This is a genomic window from Corynebacterium sp. HMSC069E04, from assembly GCF_001813175.1.
GTDB classification, from domain to species: Bacteria; Actinomycetota; Actinomycetes; order Mycobacteriales; family Mycobacteriaceae; genus Corynebacterium; species Corynebacterium aurimucosum.
Genome location: NZ_KV811656.1, coordinates 1 through 3292 on the forward strand (window position 1 = coordinate 1; position 3292 = coordinate 3292).

The window sequence follows — 3292 nt, forward strand, 5'->3', positions numbered from 1 at the left end:
CGCTACGCACCCCGAAACCGGAAGAGCCCCGAAAGCACCAAGGGCACTTCACAGCTTACATCCCGGGTCACTTCTGGTACAGCGACCTTTTAAGATTTCCTACTGAGCCGCGTACCGCAAGACGCCGAGTTTATAACGCCGCCATGCGGCACCGAGCTTGGCATCGACATGACTTCCCTGGATCTATCCCTTAGCAGCACGACAGACCTCGCAGTTTCCATAGCCGTGCGCCTAGCCCTGTTTACACGGAAAGCTCCGATTTACCGGCCGCGTCACTAGTGTCAATCAAGAGCACTGCACAAAAATCACCCTACCATTCTATGTAGAGTGAAACATGTCAACTTCTTATATCAAGAATCAAAACAGTTCAACACCATTATCGCACTAAGACTGATAGCCATAACCGCCGACTGGTATTCCAACCAAATCGCCCCGCAAAGTAGAGTGCCAGACGTTATTAAGATGGCCAGATTTTAGACCTCGCAGGTAGCTCGAAGAAAATCCGAACTGATTAACCAAAATGCTAATACGCCTTTTCCGATCTATCGTATCGTAATTAAACATCACCGATTCACGGAATCCTTTAGATTTAATTTTTTTAAAACTTAAATAATACTGGGACTCTATAAGTGGCCGACCATTACTCATCACCTTAAAAGACCTGCAGCATTTATTTACGAAATTATCTAACAGCACAAAACTGGAGGCGTCTTGGGAAATCGCCCAGTAATTAACAAAACCATGCCCCTTGCCCTTGTAACGACATCCCGCTGAATCCCTGAGTATTTTATATTTCAACAGATTTACTCGTTCATCAAAACATAGTTTCGAGATTCGCGGGTGTACATCGGGGCCAAAAAATCTATTAAACTGTCGCCATATAAAAGTTTTCCTAGCTTTGACCACAGGCTCCGGCAAACTGACCTGCAAACTCTTTTCAGGAGTACTTCGTAACGACAAGCCTAAAAATCGAAAATCCAAAAGCTGATCAGAATCAAGCATCGTTACAAGTGTCTTTCCACTTGAGTCACGGGAATGTAAATTAAGCCCTTTACATTTGAACAGACACACCAAGCTCCAGTAACATAACTCAATTTTCAAGCGTCGAATTGTCCCCGGAAACAAAATTAAAATGTCATCGACAAAACGAAATACGCGCAATTCCAGCCCAAACCACGTCTGCATCATGTCCGCCCACTGCTTCAAAAAGCTGTCGATGTACCACTGAGCGATGGCAGCGGAATGCGGAAACCCTTGAGGCGCAAAAACGGAAGCACGTTCTTTCACCTTTATACCTTCATTCCATACTTTCGCGTCGCTCAAGCGTCTCATTGCTTCCTCGAGCGAAACGCACTCCTCACAGGGTCCTAGAGGTTCAAACTGCGCCGACACTCTAGACTCTGGAATCTCGTCAAAATAGCCCTTGACATCAAGACGTATAACTGCTCCAAACTGCGGAGGTCGCCTAGCTTCGGGTTGCAAGTAACTAACCAACTCCAGAACGGAGTCACGCGGAGACGCTGGATGAAACATCGGTTCCATGTTGCTTAGGCCCCTGCTTACAGCTCTTGATACTAAATAGTCCCGCGAGGTCAGAGAGTATACTCGTCTCAGGTCCCCATCCTTCTTTGGGAGCACCTTTTCGAACACCGGGCGAGGTCTATACTTCCCAGAATTCAGGTCTCTTTTTAAGCGCTCAAGGTGTTTCGATTCCCCTTTCGCGAATCTCATACCTGGACCTTCAAGATATAGGGAGAGCGATTCGCCATCCGCGCCAGGACTACGAACGGTTCGCTTGTTTCGCACTAACGCCTTTACTTCGGAATCTATAAATCGGTTCCATTGAGTCATTTGGCAATCTTTCGGTAGTGCTTCGGGAGATGGTTCTCCGTGGTGGAGATTAAAACCTGATAATCGCTTACTAGTTTTTTCACTTCGTCCATTGTCAGTCCTGGCTTATCTTTTATCAGCTCAAAGTTTTGAGAAAGATGCTGAATCTCTACATATGCCTTCTTAGCGAGCTCAATTCGCACATCCAAATTAATAAAGTTCACTAGTTGACCAAGGCAAAGTTGCGCTACTGATACCGCTACAGCAACTGTGGCATACAATTCTGGGTCACTCTTTAATGCAAATGGCCAAGCAGAAACAACAGGAGCCACCAATAAAATTATCGCCAGAAAATCCAAAACCACTAATAAAGTTCTGAAACACCTACGTTCTCTACGGAGATCCCGATAAAGCTCTAGCCGACTCAAGTAAGTTTTTTCGCTTCTCTTTTCGTAAACCTCAGCAGCTTGGCGAGGTGAGCTAATCTTCATGCCGTAGATTATAGGCCCAGCAGCGCTCCGCTCACCTAATAAGCGGAGTCCACAAGCTCTCAAAGCATGTGAAATCTGCATCTATCATGAATACACATTCCGCACAAATATGCTTTCCGCACACTGTACGAGTGCCAGAAAAGCCTGAGCCGGCTCCTGACAAAACTACAAAGGAGTGAGTCCTCCTAGCTACTGGGCGAATTATATTTTAACACGCTGGGCTCTGTGCCGATAGAAGGTAGTTTCATAAATTGCACGACAGTAGAAATTTTTGAGGTTGCCCTCGTTTAGTGGCCACCCTATTTGTACGGATCTTGTGTCCGTAGGAGAGGATGTTCATTGTGAGTCGGGCCTGACCCCCGGAAAGTAGACACGTCGGGGGTTAGCTATGCTGCTTGAGTGAGTGTAGCTGATGTGAGTGCTTCGAAGTCATCGGGGGCTAGAAGGTTGCACCAGGAGTGCCGCCTGCGGGTGTTGTAGCGCATGCACCATCGAAAGACTTCTTGGCGACAGCTGATTGGGCTGTCAAAGACTTTCCGATCACGCAGGACTTCACGCTTTAAGGTGGCGTTAAATGACTCTGCCAAGGCATTATCAGCACTCGTTCCCACCGCGCCCATGGATTGGCGAACGCCAAGCTGGGCGCAGTGGTCTTGAAACGCCTGTGAGGTGTACACACTGCCATGATCAGAATGGAAAATTGCCCCTTTAAGACTTCCACGGACTTTCCTGGCATGAGACAAAGCTTCGATAACCAGTGATACCCGCATGTGATCGGCGAGCGCATGGCCAACGGGCTTGCGTGAGTAGACGTCGACGACCGTGGCAAGGTACATGTTCTTGCCGCCCTTACACGGCAGGTACGTAATATCGCCTACGTAAACATGGTTCGGCCTGTCAGCGGTGAATTTACGGCCTACTAGATCTGGCATGACTCGACATCCAGGCTTGCGCCTGGTAGTGACACATCG

At 47.7% G+C, this 3292-nt stretch carries 3 protein-coding genes; all 3 read right to left on the bottom strand.

Features of this window, described 5'->3' with window-relative positions; all coding sequences use genetic code 11:
• Positions 1 to 384 precede the first annotated feature (384 nt).
• A complete protein-coding gene (locus HMPREF2896_RS12350; RefSeq protein WP_083311447.1) occupies positions 385 to 1851 on the bottom strand; it encodes a reverse transcriptase domain-containing protein in 1467 nt (488 codons plus the stop codon).
• The gene (locus tag HMPREF2896_RS04380; protein ID WP_141754761.1) at positions 1848 to 2321 is read right to left on the bottom strand and encodes a hypothetical protein; all 474 of its coding nucleotides are present in this window, start codon (positions 2319 to 2321) and stop codon (positions 1848 to 1850) included. Before HMPREF2896_RS04380 ends, HMPREF2896_RS12350 begins: the two co-directional genes overlap by 4 nt.
• A gap of 386 nt (positions 2322 to 2707) precedes the next feature.
• A partial coding sequence (locus HMPREF2896_RS12355; protein ID WP_141754762.1) for an IS3 family transposase occupies positions 2708 to 3292 on the bottom strand: 585 nt, incomplete at its 5' end.

Coding starts and splice junctions, on each gene's coding strand:
- HMPREF2896_RS12350 (WP_083311447.1), bottom strand. CDS start 1,851: ATGACTCAATGGAACCGATTTATAGATTCCGAAGTAAAGGCGTTAGTG.
- HMPREF2896_RS04380 (WP_141754761.1), bottom strand. CDS start 2,321: ATGAAGATTAGCTCACCTCGCCAAGCTGCTGAGGTTTACGAAAAGAGA.